This is a genomic window from Streptomyces sp. NPDC017225 (genome assembly GCF_044331465.1).
Lineage (GTDB): Bacteria > Actinomycetota > Actinomycetes > Streptomycetales > Streptomycetaceae > Streptomyces.
This window is the reverse complement of record NZ_JBIRNE010000029.1, coordinates 13920-31702: the sequence shown is the minus strand read 5'-3', so window position 1 is coordinate 31702 and position 17783 is coordinate 13920. Positions and strand designations below refer to the sequence as shown.

At 74.7% G+C, this 17783-nt stretch carries 17 protein-coding genes; 7 read left to right on the top strand and 10 right to left on the bottom strand.

The features are described from left to right. Positions 1 to 79 precede the first annotated feature (79 nt). A complete protein-coding gene (locus tag ACH4NX_RS35405; protein ID WP_351393140.1) occupies positions 80 to 820 on the top strand; it encodes a DUF4142 domain-containing protein in 741 nt (246 codons plus the stop codon). Positions 821 to 845: 25 nt separating this feature from the next. Here the strand turns inward: ACH4NX_RS35405 and ACH4NX_RS35400 are convergent, their stop codons facing one another. Next, positions 846 to 1679: a LysR family substrate-binding domain-containing protein gene (locus ACH4NX_RS35400; RefSeq protein ID WP_398130079.1), complete on the bottom strand. Its 834-nt coding sequence runs from the start codon at positions 1677 to 1679 to the stop codon at positions 846 to 848. A gap of 209 nt (positions 1680 to 1888) precedes the next feature. On the opposite strand from ACH4NX_RS35400, the gene ACH4NX_RS35395 reads away from it, so the two are divergent. Next, positions 1889 to 2296: a DUF5997 family protein gene (locus ACH4NX_RS35395; RefSeq protein ID WP_351393134.1), complete on the top strand. Its 408-nt coding sequence runs from the start codon at positions 1889 to 1891 to the stop codon at positions 2294 to 2296. A gap of 8 nt (positions 2297 to 2304) precedes the next feature. Here ACH4NX_RS35395 and ACH4NX_RS35390 read toward each other — a convergent pair whose 3' ends face one another. From ACH4NX_RS35390 to ACH4NX_RS35380, 3 genes are all read right to left on the bottom strand, one after another. Further along, positions 2305 to 2823, bottom strand: a complete 519-nt coding sequence (locus ACH4NX_RS35390) for a DUF1360 domain-containing protein (RefSeq protein ID WP_351393131.1) — start codon at positions 2821 to 2823, stop codon at positions 2305 to 2307. 85 nt (positions 2824 to 2908) lie between these two features. After that, a complete protein-coding gene (locus tag ACH4NX_RS35385) occupies positions 2909 to 3295 on the bottom strand; it encodes a DUF2267 domain-containing protein (protein ID WP_351393128.1) in 387 nt (128 codons plus the stop codon). A gap of 74 nt (positions 3296 to 3369) precedes the next feature. Beyond that, positions 3370 to 4440, bottom strand: a complete 1071-nt coding sequence (locus tag ACH4NX_RS35380) for a galactosyldiacylglycerol synthase (RefSeq protein ID WP_398130101.1) — start codon at positions 4438 to 4440, stop codon at positions 3370 to 3372. A 251-nt stretch (positions 4441 to 4691) separates the two neighbouring features. On the opposite strand from ACH4NX_RS35380, the gene ACH4NX_RS35375 reads away from it, so the two are divergent. The 4 genes from ACH4NX_RS35375 to ACH4NX_RS35360 all read left to right on the top strand — a co-directional run bounded on the left by ACH4NX_RS35375 (position 4692) and on the right by ACH4NX_RS35360 (position 9311). After that, a complete protein-coding gene (locus tag ACH4NX_RS35375) occupies positions 4692 to 5546 on the top strand; it encodes an SDR family NAD(P)-dependent oxidoreductase (RefSeq protein WP_351393125.1) in 855 nt (284 codons plus the stop codon). Positions 5547 to 5573: 27 nt separating this feature from the next. After that, on the top strand, positions 5574 to 6500 hold the full coding sequence (locus tag ACH4NX_RS35370; protein WP_351393122.1) for a DMT family transporter: 927 nt from the start codon (positions 5574 to 5576) through the stop codon (positions 6498 to 6500). Positions 6501 to 6685: 185 nt separating this feature from the next. Then, on the top strand, positions 6686 to 7531 hold the full coding sequence (locus ACH4NX_RS35365) for a polysaccharide deacetylase family protein (protein WP_398130078.1): 846 nt from the start codon (positions 6686 to 6688) through the stop codon (positions 7529 to 7531). A 4-nt stretch (positions 7532 to 7535) separates the two neighbouring features. Beyond that, a complete protein-coding gene (locus ACH4NX_RS35360) occupies positions 7536 to 9311 on the top strand; it encodes a glycoside hydrolase family 15 protein (protein WP_351393116.1) in 1776 nt (591 codons plus the stop codon). Between the two features lie 50 nt (positions 9312 to 9361). On the opposite strand, the gene ACH4NX_RS35355 is transcribed toward ACH4NX_RS35360, so the two are convergent. The 4 genes from ACH4NX_RS35355 to ACH4NX_RS35340 are packed head-to-tail and all read right to left on the bottom strand — an operon-like array spanning position 9362 to position 14229. Then, positions 9362 to 10492 carry an XdhC family protein gene (locus ACH4NX_RS35355; RefSeq protein ID WP_398130077.1) on the bottom strand — a complete coding sequence of 377 codons (1131 nt, stop codon included), beginning with the start codon at positions 10490 to 10492 and terminating at the stop codon, positions 9362 to 9364. Continuing rightward, positions 10485 to 12635 carry a xanthine dehydrogenase family protein molybdopterin-binding subunit gene (locus ACH4NX_RS35350; protein WP_398130076.1) on the bottom strand — a complete coding sequence of 717 codons (2151 nt, stop codon included), beginning with the start codon at positions 12633 to 12635 and terminating at the stop codon, positions 10485 to 10487. Before ACH4NX_RS35350 ends, ACH4NX_RS35355 begins: the two co-directional genes overlap by 8 nt. After that, positions 12632 to 13642: a xanthine dehydrogenase family protein subunit M gene (locus ACH4NX_RS35345; protein ID WP_351393108.1), complete on the bottom strand. Its 1011-nt coding sequence runs from the start codon at positions 13640 to 13642 to the stop codon at positions 12632 to 12634. Before ACH4NX_RS35345 ends, ACH4NX_RS35350 begins: the two co-directional genes overlap by 4 nt. Continuing rightward, positions 13639 to 14229, bottom strand: coding sequence for a 2Fe-2S iron-sulfur cluster-binding protein (locus ACH4NX_RS35340; RefSeq protein WP_351393105.1), 591 nt, complete (start codon positions 14227 to 14229; stop codon positions 13639 to 13641). The genes ACH4NX_RS35345 and ACH4NX_RS35340 overlap by 4 nt, the downstream gene beginning before the upstream one ends. 209 nt (positions 14230 to 14438) lie before the next feature. Between ACH4NX_RS35340 and ACH4NX_RS35335 the strand changes: the two genes are divergently transcribed. Further along, the gene (locus tag ACH4NX_RS35335) at positions 14439 to 15029 is read left to right on the top strand and encodes a TetR/AcrR family transcriptional regulator (RefSeq protein WP_351393103.1); all 591 of its coding nucleotides are present in this window, start codon (positions 14439 to 14441) and stop codon (positions 15027 to 15029) included. On the opposite strand, the gene ACH4NX_RS35330 is transcribed toward ACH4NX_RS35335, so the two are convergent. Continuing rightward, positions 14992 to 15705, bottom strand: coding sequence for a response regulator (locus ACH4NX_RS35330; RefSeq protein WP_351393622.1), 714 nt, complete (start codon positions 15703 to 15705; stop codon positions 14992 to 14994). The two genes, ACH4NX_RS35335 and ACH4NX_RS35330, sit on opposite strands and share 38 nt — an antisense overlap. A gap of 329 nt (positions 15706 to 16034) precedes the next feature. After that, positions 16035 to 17681 carry an ATP-binding protein gene (locus ACH4NX_RS35325; protein WP_351393100.1) on the bottom strand — a complete coding sequence of 549 codons (1647 nt, stop codon included), beginning with the start codon at positions 17679 to 17681 and terminating at the stop codon, positions 16035 to 16037. Positions 17682 to 17783: the final 102 nt, after the last annotated feature.

Here is a 17783-nt window from a genome sequence, read left to right as displayed (position 1 = left end):
TTGCCCGCGGCGGTGATCGGTTCGCCGTTCGTATCCGTACCCCCTGGTGTCCGAGCCTGTCCTCGCCCCAGGAGGCACGATGCGCATCACGCGCACCACGGCAGGGACCGCCTTCGTGGCCGGTGCCCTGGTACTCACCCTCACCGCGCTCGCCTACCCGGCCATGCTCGGAGTGCGGAACACGGTCAGTACCCAGGACCGTGTCATCACCAACACGGTGTTCGGGCCGCTCACCGAGGCGGACCGGGACTTCGTCGTGAAGGTCCGTGCCGCCGGGCTGTGGGAACACCCTCTGGGGCTGATGGCCATGGAGCGGGGCTCGACACCGGAGATGAAGGAGGCCGGCGAGCACCTGGTCGTCGGGCACGCCCGGCTGGACGCGACCTGCCGCAGGATCGCGCCCGAGCTGGGCGTCACCCTGCCCAACCTGGCCTCTCCCCAGCAGCAGCGGTTCGTGTCGACCGTGGACGGGACGACCGGCAAGCAGTTCGACACCACCGCGGTCAACATCATGCGCATCACGCACGGCCAGATCTTCCCGGTGATCGCCAAGGTCCGCGCCAACACCAAGAACTCCCTGGTGCGGCAGCTGGCCGACCAGGCCAACGACACCGTTCTGGACCACATCACCGTGCTGGAGAAGACCGGCCTGGTCAACTTCGACCAGGTCAACTTCCAGCAGTCGGCCCCGCCGGACCTGCCCGAGGCGCAGCTCACGCCGCCGGCTCCGCAGCCGGGTGAGCCGGTGCTCTCGCTCACCGCGCCGCCCGGGCTGGAGGTCAACACCTCGGCGCCGACGCCCAGTCCCACGGTCCGCTGACCGACACGAGGGGGCGGAGCCCGCGTCAACCGCGGCGGGGCTTGCCTCGCCCGCCGCCGCCCTTGCCGCCGCCGCCCTTGGCGTTGCCCCTGCTGCCGCCCTTGGCCACGTTCCTGGTTCCGCCCTTGGCGCCGCTCCTGCCGGTGCCACCGGTGCCGCGCCGCGGGCCGCCGGTCTGTTTCCCGGCCCCCGGCCTGCCCCGCGCGGCCGATTCGGCGCGCTCGCCCTTCGCCGGGGCGGGGGCGGGCTGTCGGCCCCGGGTGCTGTTGACGGTGCGGCCCCGGACGATGCCGATGAAGTCCTCCACCCGGTCCGTGTGCGCGTCCTCGGGCCAGGCCAGGGCCACGCCCGACTCGGGGGCGTCCGTGACCGTCCGGTACGTGAGGTCCTTGCGGTGGTGCAGCCGCGCCAGCGAGAGGGGCACGAGGAGCACGCCGATCCCGGCCGCCACCAGCTCGACGGCGTCCAGGGTGGTGGCCGGACGCTCGAGCGCGGGCCGGCCCGGCAGCCGCTCCCAGCCTAGGACGTCGTCCAGGGGGTGCAGCACGATCTCGTCGGCCAGGTTCTCGACGGTCACCTCGTCGGCCGCGGTGACGAGGTGGTCCCTGGGGATCACCACGACCGTGGTCTCGGTGTAGAGCGGGATCGCGCTGAGGGCGCTCCGGTCGACGGGCAGCCGCACCAGCCCGGCGTCGGCGTCGCCGCCCAGCAGCAGGCGGCCCGCGTCCGCGGGGGCGGCCTGGGTCAGGGACAGCGGGACGTCGGGCAGCCGCTCGTTCCAGATGCGCACCCATTTGTCGGGCGTCACCCCCGGGACGTACGCGAGCCGGAACGAGGGGGATTCTTCCGAGCCTGTCACCCGGCCAGGTTACCGGGCGTGGCCGGAGGCGCCGGTCACCAGGCACGGCCCGGAGCCGCGGTCACCGGGCGTACCGGGCGATCGCGCTCCCGGACGTGGCCGTCGATCGTGCTCCCGGACGTGGCCGGGAGTCGCGCTTCCGGACGTGGCCGGGAGTCGCGCTCCCGGGGTGGTCAGCGGTCGCGCAGACGCTCGATACCCTTGACACCATGACGTCGCACCAGAACACCCAGACCATGAAGCCCGCGACCGCGGCGAAGAAGCTGGGTGTGTACCTCGAGGCCACACCCGCCGAGTTCCGGGAGGGCGTCGTCACGCGCGCCGAGCTGAACGCGCTCCAGACGGACCCGCCCGCGTGGCTGCGGGACCTGCGGCGCGACGGTCCGCACCCGCGGCCGGTGGTCGCGGCCAAGCTCGGTGTCTCCATCGCCGGTCTGCACCGGGGCGGGGTCGCGGAGCCGCTCACCACGGAGCAGATCGAGGCGCTGAAGCAGGAGCGCCCCGAGTGGCTGGAGCGGGAGCAGGCCGTCCAGGCCGACGTGCGCAAGGAGGCGGCTCGTGTGAAGGAGCTGCACGCCGAGCGCGCGCAGCGGGCCGAAGGCGCCGAGCGCGACTGACGTCCGGCTCACTCCTCGGCCTTCTGCTCCGTCACGCTCCACGCGTACTGCAGCCAGTCCGACAGCACTACGGCGCTCAGGCCCGCGCACAGCAGCCGGGCGGCCCGGGGTGCGACGGCGTAGCTGCCGACGAGCCCGCCGGCCACCCAGGTGGAGGTGCAGAACGGGCAGGACACCAGGTCCCCGACGGCACGGCGCAGACCGCTGCCGCGGGGCGCGTCCATCACCTCGTTGGCGTTGCTCTCACGCTCGCGGTGGGTGAACGGCGCTCGCAGGAAGCCGGTGACCTTGTCCTTGGTCAGCAGTCGGGACGCCTTGAACGTCGCGGTCCCCAGCAGGGCCACGTCCCAGGCCGGCACGGTGTCCGGAAGTCGCAGCCCACGGCGCCACGCGATCGCGGCGAAGGCTCCGACCCCCGCCGCGAAGGTCGTCGCGAGCGCCATGTATCCGCCGAGGGGAGTGTCGTCCCCTTCGTCGTAGCGTTCGCCGGAGCGCCACGCGTCGTGGCTCTGCTCGCCGTCCGTCATGAGTGCCTCCTGTCCGGGGACCAGCTCTTCGCCGGGACCGGGTGCCCGCTTCCTTCCCTCTCCAACGCGTGCCCGCGGACCGCTCTCAGTACGGTGCCGGCCCGCCGAAGAGGTCGGCGCAGTCCGCCGGCAGGTGGGCCAGAAGGTCGTGGACGCGTTCGCCGGGCACCGCTTCGGTGAGGGTGGAGAGCACGGCACCCGCGTCCCATTCGGCGGTGCGCGGCCGGGCGCCGGTCTGCTGCGCCACACGCCGCAGGAACTCGTCGCGGCCGAAGGACTCGGGACGCCCCCGTTCCAGGCGCAGCGCGTCGTCCAGGGGCGCGGGCAGGTCGGAGGCCAGACCGGCCGCCTCCTCCGGGGCGATGCGGGAAGCGATCACCCACAGGACGGCCGTACTGACCTGCTCGGCCTCCTCCTTGCTGTGGTACTCGCCGCGGTCGCGGACCAGGGTCAGGAATTCGTCGAGCCGCACGGCGTCGCCTCCTTCCGCCGGTTCTCGCTCCGCACCGGGTGCCCTCCACCCGGGCCGGGGAAACGGGCGCGGTCTCACCGGCGTGCTCGCTCCGCGTCGGCGAGGGCCGCCACCCGGGTCATGGCGTCGTCCCTGAACAACGCGTGTCCGGCGGCGATCCGGCCGGCCCGGGCCGGCCCCGGGGCGGTGAGCCGCCGCAGCGTGCCGAGCAGCGCGGTCTCGTCCTCGGCGACGTCCGACACGCCCAGCGCGGCCATCCGCCGCACGCCGTCCGCGCCATGGCCGGGTATCGGCCGGTATCCCACGACCGGCAGTCCGGCGGCGAGGGCCTGTACGGCGGTCTGGCCGGCGGCGTTGTCGACCAGGGCGCGGGCGGCGTGCAGCAGGCCGGACATGTCCGTCACCCAGCCCAGCGCGACCACGCCCGGTGTGCCGGACAGTTCGCGGCGCAGCCGTTCGTTGTCCCCGCAGAGCACGACCGGCAGGATGCCGTGGTCCGTCAGGAGCCGGACGGTGGGGCCCAGGCGCGTGCCCACTCCCCAGGCGCCGGCGGACACCACCACGGCGGGCCGTCCGGGACCGAGACGGTCGAACAGCCCTCGCCACCCGGCCGCTCCGGGGGCGTCGGCGAAGAACTCCGGGGCCACGACCGGGCCGCACGTCCACGCGGGCGTGCCGGTACTCTCCCGCACCTCGCGCGCCACGTCCTCCGTGAGACACAGGCAGTGGTCGTTGCCCGGGTGGAGCCACTGCCGGTGGACGGCGAAGTCGATCACGAGGACGACACTGGGCACGGACAGCCGGCCCCGGGCGCGGAGATGGCCGGTCAGCTGGGCGCCGAGGTGGAAGACGGGGACGACCACGTCCGCGCCCGTGCGCTCGGCCAGCTCGCGCAGCCGGCCGCCGGCGAGCCGGGCCAGCGGCGTGCCGCCGGGACGGCGGCCTGCGCCCGGGCGCAGGAACAGGCGGTAGAGGGCGGCGTACGCCCAGGGGAAGTGGCGTACCGACCCGCGGTAGAAGCGCCGCAGCGCACGGCCCACGCCGTACGGCAGCAGCGCGAGGACGTCGACGACGAGGGCGTCGTCACCGCGTTCCCGAGCCCGGCGGACCAGTTCGGCGGCGACCGTGTCGTGCCCCGCGCCCATGCTCGCGCTGACCACCAGCAGCCGTCTGCCCTCGCACGGGGCGCGCGGGGCAGCCGGGCGACGGGGCGCTGATGAGCTGCGAGGATGCACGGCGCTCCAGGTTGCCCGCCCGGCATGTTCCAAACCACCACACAAGCGGGTGTTTCGGACGCCTTGCCAGGGATACTCCGTGACCGCCCGTCCGGCCGGACGCCGGACCCGACCGCCTGGTCGGTCGCTTCCCGGCGTCCGCCCCGAGCCAAGGTGGTCCCATGGTCCATGCGTTCTCCCGCCCACGGCCCGCCCCCGGCCCGGGGGTCGTCGCGCCCGACGCGGCCCACGCCAGGCCTCGGCGAGAGCCCGCCGGCGTCCGGGGCACGCGGACGCGCACGGCCCTCGTGACGGGGGCGTCCTCCGGCATCGGCGCGGCCGTCGCCCGCCGGCTGAGCGACGAGGGCGGCTGGCGGCTGGTGCTCAGCGGACGTGACCCGTCCCGGCTGCGCGAGGTCGCCGAGAACGCGTCGGCCACCGCCTTCGCCGCGGACCTCAGCCTCCCCGGCGCCGACCGGCAGCTCGCCGACTTCACACGGGCCACGGTCGGGCCGGTGGACCTGCTGGTGGCCGGCGCCGGGGTCGGCTGGGCCGGGGAGTTCCTGGACATGCCCCCGCACACCATCGACGAGGTGCTCGACATCAACGTGCTGGCCACGCTGCGGCTGGTGCGGCTGGTGCTGCCGGGCATGGTGGAGGCGGGGTCGGGGCGGGTGGTGCTCGTCGGCTCGCTGGCGGGCAGTGTGGCGGTGCGCGACGAGGCCGTGTACTCCGCCGCCAAGGCCGCGGTCGGCGCCTTCGCGGACGCCCTGCGCTACGAGTTGCGGGGCACCGGCGTCGGAGTCACGCATGTGGTTCCCGGTGTCGTCGACACACCGTTCTTCGAACGCCGCGGTGCTCCCTATCTGCGTTCCTGGCCGCGTCCGGTGCCCGCCGAGCGGGTGGCGGACGCGGTGCGGACGGCGGTCGCGCGGAGCCGTGACGAGGTCTACGTGCCCGGCTGGCTGCGACTGCCGTGCCGGGTACGGGGCGCGGCTCCGGGGCTGTACCGGCGGCTGGCGGCGCGGTTCGGATGAGCTCCGGATGAGCGGGAGCGCGCGGCGGTGAGTGTCCTCACCGTCGTCCTGGCCCTGTTCGCGGCGCTGTCCAACGCGGCGGCGTCGGTATTGCAGCGCCGGGCCGCGGCGCAGGACGAGAACCGGGCGGGCGCCGTCCACACGGTGGTGCGCTCGCTGCTTCGGCTGGTGCGCGACCGGTACTGGGTGGCCGGCGCGGCGCTGCTGGCGCTGACGACGGTGCTGCAGGCGGCCGCGCTGGCGGTGGGCAGCCTGGCCGTCGTCCAGCCGCTGATGGCCAGTGAGCTGCTGTTCACCCTGATGGTCGGCAGCGTGGTCTTCCACCGGCGGCCCGACCCGCGGACCTGGCTGGCGTTCGTGGCCCTGGCCGTGGGGCTCGCGTTGTTCCTGGGCGCCGCCGCGCCGTCGGCCGGCCATGACACCGCGTCCCCGGGCCGGTGGGGCTGGGCGGGGCTCGCGCTGTTCGTCGTGGTGACGGCCCTCGCCTCGGGGGGCAGCCTGGTACAGGGCGCCCCCCGCGCCGCGCTGTTCGGATCGGCGTCCGCGGTGGCGTTCGGCGGTACGGCGGGCCTGCTGAAGGAGGTCACCGGGCGGCTTCCCCAGGGCGTGGGCGCCGTCCTGACCCAGTGGCCGCCGTACGCCACGGCGGTGGTGGGGGTGGTCAGCTTCCTGCTGCTGCAGAGCGCGCTGCGGGCGGGGACCCTCGCGGCGTCACAGCCGGCGCTGACCCTCGGCGACGCGCTGACCAGCGTAGCCCTGGGCTGGGCCCTGTTCGGCGAACAGATCGCCCTCGGGGTGCGGGTGCTGCCCGAACTGATCGGCGTGGTCCTGATCGGGATCGGCAGCGTCGGGCTGTCCCGCGCGCCGTCGGTCCACGGGGCGTGGGACACGGTGCCGGCGGCACGGGACGGCCCCGGGCCGGGCAGCCGGACACAGAAGCGGCGGGGGCCATGACGACCTCGCCGCGCGAAACGGCGACACCGCGGAGGCGACAGCGAGAACAGCAACACAGCGGAACACGGCGGAACGGCGCAGAGCCGGAACGGCGGTCCGGCGAAACGCCGGAACGGCGCAGCCGCGCGACCGTGCGACCGCGCAACGACGCGACAGCCCTACGGCGGAGGACAGGAGACACACGGATGCGTGAGAGGTCGCACGCCGGAGCTGCGGTGTACGCCGTCGCGCCGGTCGTCGTCGCCGCGCTGGCCCACATCGGTCCGGCCGCGACCTGGCTGCCCGGACTGCGCCGGCGCCGGTTCCCGGGCCTGGCCGGACAGGGCCGCCCGGACCACATCGCCCTCACCTTCGACGACGGCCCCGATCCGGCGTCCACGCCGCACTTCCTGGACCTGCTGGACGGGCTCGGCGTGCGGGCGACGTTCTTCGTCCTGGGCGAGAACGTCGTACGTCACCCGGCGCCGGCCCGCGAGCTGGCCCGGCGGGGGCATGAACTCGCCGTCCACGGCTGGGCGCACGACCGCCCCTGGCTGCCGTCGCCGGCGCGGGACGCGCGCGAATTGCGGCGTGCCGTCCGCGCGGTGACCGAGGTCGCCGGACGCTCCCCACACTGGTACCGACCGCCCTACGGCATCCTCACCTCCGGACGCTGGGCCGCCGCCCACCGGGCCGGTCTGCGGCCGGTGCTGTGGACGGCGTGGGGCAGGGACTGGCGGCAGGACGCCACGCCCGCCTCGGTACGGGCGACCGTGGCGGCGGATCTGCGCGGGGGCGGCACGGTCCTCCTGCACGACACCGACCACGCCTGCGCCCCGGGCAGCTGGCGGGCCACCCTCGGCGCCCTGCCGGACCTCGTGCGCGACTGCCGCGAGGCGGGACTGACGGTCGGGCCGCTGGAGGAGCACGGGGTGGCCGGGACGGCCCCGCGTCCCGGAGCCGGGCCGGCGGCGGGCGCCCCTGCGCTGTCATGGGCGTCGCCGTTTCGGTGGGCGTCGCCGTTTCGGCCGGCGGCGCCGGGACAGCCGTAGCGTCATGACGGACAGAGACGATCAGTGCGCGGCGGCGCCGGATCCGGTGTCTCCTCCCTGGGTCCTGCGCGAGTACGCCGTGCTCGCCGACGGTGAGCGGGGCGCGGTCCTGGATCCGCAGGGCCGGATCGTGTGGCTGTGCGCCCCTCGGTGGCACGACGACGCGGTGTTCTCCGCGCTCATCGGTGGCACAGGGCACTTCGCCGTGGAGCCGGCGGACCCCTGGCGCGTCTGGGGCGGCTCCTACGAGGAGGGCACGCTGATCCGGGTGAGCCGGTGGGTGACCGCCGGCTGCGTGGTCGAATGCCGGGAGGCGCTGGCCCTGCCCGCCCGCGCCGACCGGCTCGTCCTGCTGCGCCGGATGCGCGTGGAGCGGGGCGAGGCGCGGTTGTGCCTGGACCTGGACCCGCGGCCCGGTTTCGGAGACGGCCGGATGCGCGGCGCCCGGCAGGAGCGCGGGGTCTGGACGGCCGAGGCGGAAGGGCTGCGGATGCGGCTCGCCGGCGCTCCGGAGGCGGTGTGGCGGGCCGGCGCCGGGCTGTGCGGCGAGTTCCGGCTGCGTGAGGGCGAGACACACGACCTGGTGCTGGAACTGGCCGAGGGGCGGGAGACCGGACCGCTCGACGCCGACGCGCTGTGGCGGGCCACGGAGCGCGAGTGGCGGCGGGCCGTCCCGGACTGCTCACGGCTGGTCGCACCCCGCGACGCCCGGCACGCGTACGCCGTGCTGCGCGGGCTGACCAGCGTCTCCGGCGGCATGGTGGCCGCCGCGACCACATCCCTGCCGGAGCGGGCCAACAGCGGACGCAACTACGACTACCGCTTCGCGTGGCTGCGCGACCAGTGCTACGCCGGTCTCGCGGTCGCCGCACACGGCCCCCATCCGCTGGCCGACGACGCCCTGCGCTTCGTCGCCGAGCGCATCCTGGAGGACGGCGACAGGGTGCGCCCCGCCTACACGGTCGACGGGCGGCCGGTCGGCGAGGAACGTTCCCTGCGGTTGCCGGGCTATCCCGGCGGCACGGACCACATCGGCAACGACGCGGGTGCCCAGTTCCAGCTGGACACCTTCGGCGAGGCGTTGCAGCTGTTCGCCGCGGCGGCCGCGCACGACCGGCTGACCGAGGATGCGGAACGGGCCGCCGCCGTGGCGGTGGACGTCGTGGAACGGTGGTGGCTCACGCCCGACGCCGGGCTGTGGGAGCTGGAGGACCGGTGGTGGACCCACTCCCGGCTGAGCGTGGTGTGCGGTCTGCGGCGGATGGGGGAAGCGCTGCCCGGGAGGGCGGGGCGCCGCTGCGCCGAGCTCGCCGGCACCGTGCTGCGGGAGACCCGGCGCCGGTGCCTGGACTGTGACGGCCGCTGGCGGCGGGCCGCCGACGACGACGGGCCCGAGGCCGCGCTGCTGGTGCCGATGGCCCGCGGCTGCGCGTTCGGGGACGACGACGGTGCCGCCACCCGCGCGTACATCGAGTCCCGCCTCGCCGAGGACGGGTACCTCTACCGTTTCGAACACCCCGGGGAGCCGCTCGGTGACGCCGAGGGGGCCTTCCTGCTCTGCGGGTTCACGATGGCGCTCGCCACGCACCGGGTCGGTGACCGGGCCGGCGCGTTCCGCTGGTTCGAGCGCACCCGGGCGGCCTGCGGACCGCCCGGGCTGTTCGCCGAGGAGTACGACGTGCGCCAGCGGCAGCTGCGCGGCAACCTCCCGCAGGCCTTCGTGCACGCCCTGATGCTGGAGTGCGCCGTCCGCCTGGCCGGAGAGTCGGCGCTGCCCTGACCCGACCCGACGGACGACCGCCCCCCGCGGGTGCTCCCCCGTCCGGCCCGTCAGGCAGCCGCGCGGGTCAGGTCCCGGTGTATCGGCTCCGCCCCGCCCGTCAACGGCAGGCCCGTGCCGCCGCGCCGGGCGGCGACGATCTCCGCCGCGATGGACAGCGCGGTCTCCTCGGGCGTCCGGGCGCCGAGGTCCAGGCCGATCGGCGAACGGAGCCGGGACAGCTCGGAGTCGGTCAGGCCCGCCTCGCGCAACCGCCGGTCGCGGTCCTCGTGAGTGCGGCGCGAGCCCATCGCCCCGACGAACGCGACCGGCATCCGCAGGGCCTCCGTCAGCAGCGGCACGTCGAACCTGGCGTCGTGGGTGAGCACGCACAGCACCGTGCGTCCGTCGGTCGGCGTACTCCGCAGATAGCGGTGCGGCCAGTCGACGACGACCTCGTCCGCCTCCGGGAAGCGGGCCGGGGTGGCGAAGACGGACCGGGCGTCGCAGACCGTCACGTGGTGGCCGAGGAACTTGCCGACCCGCACCAGCGCCGCCGCGAAGTCGACCGCCCCGAAGACGATCATGCGGGGCGGCGGCACACTGCACTCGACCAGCAGCGTGAGCCCGCCGGGGCAGTGCGAACCGTCCTCCGAGAGGCCGACCGTGCCGGTGCGGCCGGCGTCCAGCAGCGCCCCGGCCTCGGCCGCCGCCGTGCGGTCCAGGTCCGGATGGCCGCCGAGGCCGCCCTCGTACGAACCGTCGGGGTGGACGAGCAGGGACCGCCCGAGGAGGCCGGCCGGCCCCTGGACGACCCGGGCGAGGGCCGCGGCCCGGCCCCGGGCGGCGGCCGACAGCGCCGCCCGGAACACCTCCCGCGAGGGCGCGGCCGCGCCGACCGGCGTGACCATCACGTCGATGACCCCGCCACAGGTCAGCCCGACCGCGAAGGCGTCCTCGTCGCTGTAGCCGAACCGTTCGCGCACCGTCTCGCCGTCCCGGAGGGCCGCGGCGCACAACTCGTACACCGCGCCCTCCACACAGCCACCGGAGACCGAGCCGATCACCGTGCCCCCGCTGTCGACGGCGAGGGCGGCGCCGGGCCCGCGCGGTGCGCTGCCGCCGACCGAGACGACGGTGGCGACGGCGAACTCCCGGCCCTGATCGAGCCAGCGGTCCAGCTCGTCGGCGATGTCAAGCATCCGTCGTGCCCCCGGCGGTGGGTGCCGTCGCCGACAGCACGCGGTCGGGCCGGATCGGCAGGTTCCGGTGGCGTACGCCGGTGGCGTGCCAGACGGCGTTGGCGACGGCCGCCGCGGCGCCCACGATGCCGATCTCGCCGACGCCCTTGATACCGACGGGGTCGTCCGGGTCCGGGTCGTCCACCCAGTCCGCCTCGACGTCCGGGACGTCGGCGTGCGTGGCGACATGGTAGCCGACGAGGTCGGGGCCGTAGAGGCCGCCGCTCGCCCGGTCCCGGACCGCCTCCTCGTGCAGGGCCATGGAGATGCCCCAGACCATGCCGCCGACGAGCTGGTTGCGGGCGGTGAGCGGGTTGACGATACGGCCCGCGGCGAAGATGCCGAGCATGCGGCGCACCCGTACCTCGCCGGTGGTGGTGTCCACGGCGACCTCGGCGAACTGCGCCCCGAAGGAGTGCCGTTCCTTCTGCGCGAGGGCGCCCAGGGCCTCGGTGGTGTCGGAGCGTACGGTGATGCCCTCGGGCGGGATGCTCGTGCCCGGCGCGAGCCGCTCCCGCAGTTCGCCGGCCGCGATGCTGATCGCCCAGGCCCAGGAGCGGGTGCCCATCGAGCCGCCCGCGATCATCGCCGGTCCGAAGTCGCTGTCCCCGATGCGGACCCGGATCCGCTCGGGCGTGACCTCCAGCGCGTCGGCGGCGACCAGGGTGAGCGCGGTGCGGGCGCCGGTGCCGATGTCGGCGGCGGCGATCCGCACGGTGAAGGTGCCGTCGGCCTCCGCGGTCACGAGGGCGGTGGACGGAGCGGCACCCGCCTGGAAGGAGGCCGCCGCCGTGCCGGTGCCCAGCAGCCAGCGCCCGTCGCGGCGCACCCCGGGGCGCGGATCGCGCTGCGCCCAGCCGAAGCGGCGGGCTCCCTCGGTGAAGCAGGCGGCCAGGTTGCGGCTGCTGAACGGCAGTCCGGAGACCGGGCCGGCCTCCGGCTCGTTGCGCAGCCGCAGTTCGATCGGGTCGACGCCGCAGCGCTCGGCGAGTTCGTCCAGCGCCGCCTCGATCGCGAAGGAGCCCGGCGCCTCGCCCGGCGCGCGCATGAAGGTCGGGGACGGTACGTCGAGCCGTACGACGTGGTTGGCCGTGCGGTGGGCGTCGGCGTCGTACATGATCCTGGCGACACCGGCACCGGGCTCGACGAACTCGTAGAAGGTCGAGGTCTGGTTGAGTGAGCGGTGCTCCAGGGCGCGCAGCCGGCCGTCGGGATCGGCGCCGAGCCGGACGCGCTGGGTGGTGGGGCTGCGGTAGCCGGCCAGCGAGAACATCTGACGCCTCGTCATCACCACCCGGACCGGCCGTTGCAGCACGGTCGCGGCCATCACGGCGGAGACCTGGTGGGCGCGCAGGCCCTTGCTGCCGAAGCCGCCGCCGACGTGTTCGGAACGCACCCGCACCGCGGACTCGTCGAGGGAGAACATCTTCGCGAGTTCGCCCTGGACCCAGGTGGCGCCCTGGTTGGAGTCGACGACCTCCAGCCGGCCGCCGTCCCACAGGGCGGTGGCCGCGTGCGGCTCCATCATGCTGTGGTGCTCTTCGGGGGTGGTGTACTCCTCGTCCACCACGGCGGCTGACGCCGCGAGACCGGCCGCCAGGTCCCCCTTCACGGTCTCCGCGGGCATGTGTCCGTCGACCGGGTAGGCGTCGGCGCGGTCGGCGGAGAGCGTGATGTCGTGCGGTTCCTCGTCGTACGCGACGACGAGGGCCTCGGCGGCCTCCCTCGCCTGCTCGGGCGTCCCGGCGACGACGAGGGCGACCGGCCATCCCGCGTGCGGCACCCGGTCGTCCTGGAAGACGGCGGCGGTCGGGTCCGGCGGGATGCCCAGCATGCCGATGTAGTCGGTGTCGACGCGCGGGGCGTTGCCGTGGTGGAGGACGGCGAGCACGCCGGGCATGCCGAGGACCGGATCGGTGTCGACGGAGCGGATGCGGCCGCGGGCGACGGTGGACAGCACCAGCCAGCCGTGCGCGAGGTCGGCGAAGGGGAGCTCGCCGGCGTAGCGGGCCGCTCCGGTGACCTTGTCGCGTCCCTCCACGCGCGTGTGCGCGGTGCCGACGGCGCCCTCGACCGTCGTACGGCCGGTCGTGGCGGTGGTCATCGGGCGGCCTCCTCGGCGAGTTCGGTCAGGACGGCCACCGCGAGGTTGCGCATGAGGGTCACCTTGTATCCGTTGTCGGGCAGCGGCCTCGCGGCCGCGAGTTCGGCGTCCGCGGCGGCGGCGAAGGTGTCGCCGCCGGCCGGTGCGCCGATCAGCGCGCGCTCGGCCGCGCGGGCCCGCCAGGGCCGGGAGGCGACCGCGCCGAAGGCGAGCCGTGCGTCGCGGACGACACCGTCCTCGATGTCGAGCGCGGCGGCGACCGAGCCGATCGCGAAGGCGTACGAGGCACGCTCGCGCACCTTGCGGTAGCGGGAGCGGGCGGCGACCGGAGCGGGCGGCAGGACGATGCCGGTGATCAGCGCGCCGGGCGGGAGGGCGGTCTCCCGGTGCGGGGTGTCGCCGACGGGGAGGTAGAAGTCGGCGAGCGGCGACTCTCCCCCCGAGGTGGTGCCCCCAGGCCCGTCGGGGGCCTCGTAGGTGACGACGGCGTCGAAGGCCGCGAGGGCGACACCCATGTCGGAGGGGTGCACGGCCACACAGTGGTCGGAGGCGCCCAGGATGGCGTGGTTGCGGTGCTCGCCCGTGCGCGCGGGGCAACCGCTGCCGGGGACGCGCTTGTTGCAGGGCTTGCTCACGTCGGTGAAGTAGCCGCAGCGGGTGCGCTGGAGCAGGTTGCCGCCGACGGTGGCCATGTTGCGCAGCTGCCCGGAGGCGCCGGCCAGCACCGCCTGGGCCAGCGCCGGATAGCGGCGGCGCACTTCGGCGTGGGCGGCGAGGTCGCTGTTGGTGACGGTCGCGCCGACGCGCAGGCCGCCGTCGGCGGTCGGCTCGATGCCGTCCAGGGGCAGTTCGCGGACGTCGACGAGCCGGGCGGGACGTTCGACGCCGGCCTTCATCAGGTCGACGAGATTGGTGCCGCCGCCGAGGAAGCGGGCGTCCGGGTCGGCGGCGAGCAGCGCCACCGCGCCGGATACGTCGTCGGCGCGCTGGTAGCCGAACTCCCTCATGCGGCCGCCCCCTTCGCGGTCTCGGCCGGGGCCTCGCCCTGGTTCGCCTCATGGGCCTCGGCCGCGCGGGCGACCGCCTGGACGATGGAGACGTAGGCGCCGCAACGGCACAGGTTGCCGCTCATCCGTTCGCGGATCTCGTCCGGCGTCAGGGGTGGCGGTCCGGCCTCGGGCCGTACGTCGTCGGTGGCGGCGCTGGGCCAGCCTGCCGCGTGCTCCTCGATGACGGCGACGGCCGAGCAGATCTGGCCGGGCGTGCAGTAGCCGCACTGGTAGCCGTCGAGGTCGAGGAAGGCCTGCTGCACCGGGTGCAGACGGTCGCCCTCGGCCATGCCTTCGATGGTGGTGATCTCGCGCCCGTCGGAGGCGACCGCGAGGCTCAGGCAGGACACGGCGCGGCGTCCGTCGACCAGGACGGTGCAGGCGCCGCACTGGCCCTGGTCGCAGCCCTTCTTGGTGCCGGTGAGATCAAGGCGCTCGCGCAGGGCGTCGAGCAGGGTGGTGCGGTGGTCGACGGTCAGCTGGTGCTTCTCACCGTTGATGTTCAGGGTGACGGCGCTGGACGCCGACGAGGTCACTGGGGCCATGATCAGCCTTCTGTGGTGTCTGGTGACAGAGAAAACGGGCTGTAGGCAGTGGGTTCGTGTGTGGACGGAGGCCACCGGTCGCATCCGCCGGTCGCATCCGCCGCTAGAGTGGGCAGGTAACCGGACAACTGTCCGCTCACTGGAAACGTAACGGACAGTTGTCCGCTTAGCAAGAACGGGATTCAGCCACGAACCCGCGAGGAGGACGAGTGCCGCAACCGAAGAAGGACAAGCCGGACACTCCCCTGCGCTCGGACGCCCAGCGCAACCGCGAGCGCATCCTGCACGTGGCCACGGAGGAGCTGACGCGCTGCGCGGACGCCCCGCTGAGCACCATCGCCAAGAAGGCGGGCGTCGGACAGGGCACGTTCTACCGCAACTTCCCGAACCGCGAGGCACTGGTCCTGGAGGTCTACCGCTACGAGATGCAGCAGGTGGCCGACGCCGCGCCCCAGCTGCTGTCCACCCGGGAGCCCGAACAGGCCCTGCGCGAGTGGATGGACCGCCTCGCCGGGTTCGCCATGACCAAGGCCGGCCTGGCGGACGCGATCCGGCTGGTCACCAGCGCGCCCGGAGGGCCGGAGAAACCGCGCCCCACCCCGGTCACGGACGCGGCCCAGCTGCTGCTCCGCGCCAACGAGGCGGCCGGCACCATCCGGCCCGGGATCTCCGCGGACGACTTCTTCCTCGTCATCGGCGGTCTCTGGCTGATCGATCCGGGTGAGGACTGGCAGCCGCGGGCCACCCGGTTCCTGAACTTCGTCATGGACGGACTGCGGGCGGGAGCACCCGGCCGGTGACCGCGCCCCGGAACCCGTAGCGGCGTTCGGGGCGGCCCGCCACGCCGTAGCGCAGCGATACGTCCGCGCTGCCGACGGTGTGGAAGTACTCCAGGTAGCGGCGGGCGCTGACCCGGGAGACACCGGTCAGCGCCGCGCACTCGCTGGCGGACAGGGTGCCGTCGGCCTCACGGAGGGTGCGTTCGACCAGCTCGGCGGTCTCCACGCTCATACCCTTGGGCAGTGCCGGCACCGCGACGGCCGGCACCGCCGCTCCCGCGAGTACGCGGTCGACGTCGGCCTGACTGTGCACCACCGTGCCGAGCAGCCGGCCCCGCTGGACGGCGTAGCGCTCCAGCCGGACCCGGAGGTCCTCGAACTCGAACGGTTTGAGCAGGTAGTCGACCACGCCGTGCCGGACGGCGCCGCGCACCGCGTCCGCCTCCCTGGCCGCGCTGATGACCATGACGTCACAGTCGTGGCCTGCGGCGCGCAGCCGGGGGATGACGTCGAGGCCGAACACGTCCGGCAGGTACAGGTCGAGCAGGACGAGGTCGGGGCGCAGTTCCCCGACGGCGGCGAGCGCCTGCTCCCCGGTGCCGGCGACCCCGACGACCCGGAAGGGCTCGACGCGCTCGACGAAGGCGCGGTGGACGCGGGCGACCATGAAGTCGTCGTCGACCACGAGCACACCGATCCCGGCGCCGACGGCATGGGGCGCCGACCCCGCCGGAGCGGCCGCGCGGGCCGAACCGGTCGCGGTACGCGCGTGCGCCGTACCCGTCGAGGTGGCCGCGTGGGCCGTACCGGCCTGGTCTGCCGTAGCGACCCGGGCGGTCACATCGGTCCACCTGGCCCGGGCGGTCCCGTCGTCCGTTGCGGCCCGGGCGCTTTCGTCGTCCGTTCCGGCCCGGGCGGTCCCGTCGTCCGTTCCGGCCCGGGCGGTTGCTTCGGCCCCACCGGCCCGGGCGCGCCCGTCGGTCCCACCGGCCCAGGTGCTCGGGTCGGCCGTGCCGCTCGTACCCGTCATCGTGCTGCTCCTTCCGCCACCGCGTCGGTGAGGTGGCTGACGGTCATGCGTGCGGTGAACATGGCCCCCTCGGGGGTGTTGGTCACCGAGATCTCACCGCCGTGACGCTCGCAGACCAGCCGGGTCAGCGCCAGGCCGATGCCGCGCTCGCCCTGCCGGGCGGCCTTGGTGGTGAAGCCGTGGGAGAAGACCTCGCGGGCCAGTCCGGGCGCCACGCCGGGCCCGGAGTCGCGGACCACGATCTCGACGCTGGCGGCGTCCTGCCGCAGCTCGACCTCGACCCAGGCCTCGTGGCCCGCGCCGGGCGCCGCGGCGGCGTCCACGGCGTTGTCGACGAGGTTGCCGACCACGGTCGCCACGTCCGCCGCGTCCTGGGGAGCGAGCCGGTCGAGCGCCGTGCGGTCCGACACCCGCAGGGCGACCCTCCGCTCCGCCGCGAGGGAGGACTTCGCCGTCAGCAGCGCGGCGACGGCGGTGTCGCGGACCCGGCGGCTGAGGGTGACGTCCAGGGACTGGCGGCGCTGGTTGAGCGCGCGGATGTAACGCACCACCTCTTCCTGCTCGCCGATCTGGATGAGCCCGGAGATGGTGTGCAGCTGGTTGGCGAACTCGTGGGCCTGGGCGCGCAGCAGCTCGGAGGTGCTGCGGAAGGAGCCGATCTCCCGTTCCAGGCGGGCCAGTTCGGTGCGGTCGCGCAGCGTGGTGACCGAGCCGAGCGGGCGGCCGTCCTTGGTGACGGTCATACGGTTCATGACCAGGACCCGTCCGTGGCGGACCACGACCTCGTCACGCGGCTCGGCCTCGTACGCCGCGGCACCGGACAGGACGTCGCGCAGCCTCCCGTCGATGCCGAGGCCGTCCAGGCTCTGGCCCACGCAGTCGGCGGGCAGGTCGAGCAGGCGCCGGCCCATCTCGTTGACCAGTGTGAGCCGGTGCTGCGGATCGAGCGCGACCACGCCCTCGGCGATGCCGTACAGCATCGCCTCCCGGTGCTCGGCGAGGCCGGCGATCTCGCGCGGCTCCAGGCCGAGGGTCTGTCGTTTGACACGCCGGGCGAGCAGCCAGGAGCCGGCCACGCCCAGCCCGCTGGCGATGCCGAGGTAGGCGAGGAGGTAGGAGGAGGCACCACTGAGGCGCTGCCACACCGTCGGATCGGCCTCACCGACCATCACCGTGCCGAGGTGCCGGCCGAGGGTCTGCCGGGTGTCGCCGAGCACCGGTACCTGGGCGACGAGCTCCCGACTGCCCTGCACCGTGAGCGGGCCCGACCAACCGCGCCCCCGGGCGGCCCCCTCACCGCGCGGCAGCCGGCCGTCGATCATCGTGGGGTCGGTGGAGCTGACGACCCGGCCGTCGGCGTCGGCCACCGTGACCGAGGTGACTCCGGACTGGGTCTGCGTGGAGTTCACCAGCGGGGCCAGGGCCTCCTGCGGCAGGGGGCTCAGGAGCTGGCTGCGGAGCAGCGGCGTGGCGGCCAGCTGTTCGGCCAGGGCGGCGACCCGGCGGCCCTCGACGCGGTTGAAGGTGGCCTTGGACTGCGCCAGCGAGACGGCGGCGACCGCGAGCAGGACCACCACGACGATGGCGAGCTGGAGGACCAGCATCTCGCCCGCGAGGGTCTGACGGCGGAAGGCGGGGGCCACGGCGGACTCGATCTCGGCTGACGGGGGCGGGGGAGCGGCAGGTGTGCCGGGTCGCCATCATGGCGCCCACCTGCGGCGAAGGAAAGAGAAGTGTTGTCTTCG

Coding starts and splice junctions, on each gene's coding strand:
- ACH4NX_RS35350 (WP_398130076.1), bottom strand. CDS start 12,635: ATGACCACCGCCACGACCGGCCGTACGACGGTCGAGGGCGCCGTCGGC.
- ACH4NX_RS35365 (WP_398130078.1), top strand. CDS start 6,686: ATGCGTGAGAGGTCGCACGCCGGAGCTGCGGTGTACGCCGTCGCGCCG.
- ACH4NX_RS35345 (WP_351393108.1), bottom strand. CDS start 13,642: ATGAGGGAGTTCGGCTACCAGCGCGCCGACGACGTATCCGGCGCGGTG.
- ACH4NX_RS35360 (WP_351393116.1), top strand. CDS start 7,536: ATGACGGACAGAGACGATCAGTGCGCGGCGGCGCCGGATCCGGTGTCT.
- ACH4NX_RS35375 (WP_351393125.1), top strand. CDS start 4,692: ATGGTCCATGCGTTCTCCCGCCCACGGCCCGCCCCCGGCCCGGGGGTC.
- ACH4NX_RS35380 (WP_398130101.1), bottom strand. CDS start 4,440: ATGGGCGCGGGGCACGACACGGTCGCCGCCGAACTGGTCCGCCGGGCT.
- ACH4NX_RS35355 (WP_398130077.1), bottom strand. CDS start 10,492: ATGCTTGACATCGCCGACGAGCTGGACCGCTGGCTCGATCAGGGCCGG.
- ACH4NX_RS35405 (WP_351393140.1), top strand. CDS start 80: ATGCGCATCACGCGCACCACGGCAGGGACCGCCTTCGTGGCCGGTGCC.
- ACH4NX_RS35390 (WP_351393131.1), bottom strand. CDS start 2,823: ATGACGGACGGCGAGCAGAGCCACGACGCGTGGCGCTCCGGCGAACGC.
- ACH4NX_RS35395 (WP_351393134.1), top strand. CDS start 1,889: ATGACGTCGCACCAGAACACCCAGACCATGAAGCCCGCGACCGCGGCG.
- ACH4NX_RS35340 (WP_351393105.1), bottom strand. CDS start 14,229: ATGGCCCCAGTGACCTCGTCGGCGTCCAGCGCCGTCACCCTGAACATC.